Raw genomic sequence first — 1,797 nt, 5'->3', positions numbered from 1 at the left:
GGGTTTGGGGGGGGGGGGGGGGGGGGGGGAAACCCGGCGCCCCCCGGCCCCGCGCTCGTCGGCGGGGGCGGCGGGTCCACACCGGACGGATGGGCTCCCCGTTGCGCGGGGCGGGGGGCGCAACCCCCTAATATCTGATCCCTCGCGGTCGCCCCGTCGATCGAACGAGTGTTCTAGAATCGCGCCCGCTCATGCCGGACGCGCAGAGAGGAAACGTGCAGGTGGACACGCTCGTGGAGCAGGAAGACAACGCGGTCGCCCAGGCGGCCGGCGCCCCGGCGCAGGAGGCCACCTCCGCGGAGGCCGTCCCGGCGGCGGAGAAGCCCGAGGCCACCGCCCCCAAGGCCGAGGAGCCCAAGGCCGAGGACGCCAAGCCCGCGAAGCGGGTCAAGAGCACGGCCAAGAAGACCCGCACGGTCGAGCTGACGCTGACCGTGACCGGCACCGCCGACGGCGAGTGGCAGGCCGACCTGGTGCACGGCACCCGGCGGATCGTGTCGGGCCTGTCGGTGCCCGCCGCGGCCGTGGCCCGCGCGGCCAAGGAGCTGCACGAGGACATCGCCAACGAGATCGAGGTCGTGGTCGAGGCCGCTCGCGAGCAGCACCGCAGCCGCATGGAGGAGCTGGAGGCCGAGCTGGCCAAGGTCAAGCAGGCGCTGGCCGAGCTGAACGACTGAGCACCTGACCGGTCCCGCCCCGACCGCCGGTGATCCGGCGGCGGGACGGGCAGCGGGCTGACCGAGGGCTCCCCACCGCGCGGTGGGGAGCCCTCGTGCGTTCGGGGCGCGTGCGCTCGGGGCTCGGCGGGACCGGTCAGGGGTCAGCCGATCAGGGGAAATCCCGGTCAGCGGTTGGGGTCGAGCAGGAGCTTGCCGGTGGTGCGCCTGGCCAGCAGGTCCTCGTGGGCGCGCCGGACCTCGGACAGGCCGTAGTCGCCGCCCGCGACCGCGCGCAGCTCGCCCGCCGCGACCAGCTCGAACAGCTCGGCCACGGCGCGGTGCACCGGGCGGTCCGGGAGGCGGAACGCGTGCTGGAGCCACAGGCCCGCGACCGTGCGGGACTTGGCCATCAGGCGGACGAGCTGCACCGGGGTGGGCTCGGTGCGGTTGGCCATGCCGTAGAAGGCGAGCCTGCCGAACGGTCCGAGGGCCTCGATGCTCGCGTCCGTGGTGGGGCCGCCGGTCATGTCGAGCACCACGTCGACGCCCCGGCCGTCGTTGGCGTCCTTCAGCGCGGCGGCCATGTCCTCGGTGGTGGAGTCGAGCGCGACGTCCGCGCCCAGGTCCAGCGCGAGGCGGCGCTTGTCCTCGGAGCTGGCGGTGGCGATCACCCGGCCCGCGCCCCAGCGGCGGGCCAGCTGGACGGCGATCGTGCCGACCCCGCCCGCGGCGGCGTGGACCACGACGGTCTCGCCCCGGCGCATCGGGGCGGTGCGGCGCAGCAGCAGCCAGGCCGTGGCGCCCTGGGCGACCATGCTCAGCGCGTGCAGGTCGTCCACCGAGTCGGGGACGTCGAACGCGGTGACCTCGGGGACGATCGCGAACTGGGCGTAGCCGCCGCCCCTGGTGAGGCCGGTGACGCGGCGGCCGTCGCCGGTGGTGCCGACGACCTCGCCGCCGGGGATCACCGGCAGGACCGTGCGGGTGAGGTAGCTGTTCTCGGTCTGGTGGGTGTCGGCGAAGTTCACGCCCGCCCGGCTGACCTCGACCAGCAGCTCCCCCGGCTCGGGGGTGGGCGCGGGCAGCTCGACCTGGGTCAGGACCTCGGGCCCGCCGAACTCGGTGATCTGGACGGCGC

General features: G+C 75.2%; 2 protein-coding genes. One reads left to right on the top strand and one right to left on the bottom strand.

Annotated features, from left to right (window positions below; translation table 11 throughout):
* Positions 1–191: 191 nt before the first annotated feature.
* On the top strand, positions 192–677 hold the full coding sequence (locus tag ACTUAL_RS23680; protein WP_096492190.1) for a DUF6319 family protein: 486 nt from the start codon (positions 192–194) through the stop codon (positions 675–677).
* A 167-nt stretch (positions 678–844) separates the two neighbouring features.
* On the opposite strand, the gene ACTUAL_RS23675 is transcribed toward ACTUAL_RS23680, so the two are convergent.
* The coding region (locus ACTUAL_RS23675; protein WP_440901789.1) for a quinone oxidoreductase family protein at positions 845–1,797 on the bottom strand (953 nt) is incomplete at its 5' end.

The sequence above is a fragment of the Actinosynnema sp. genome (assembly GCF_052038725.1).
This window is presented reverse-complemented; position numbering and strand designations above follow the sequence as displayed.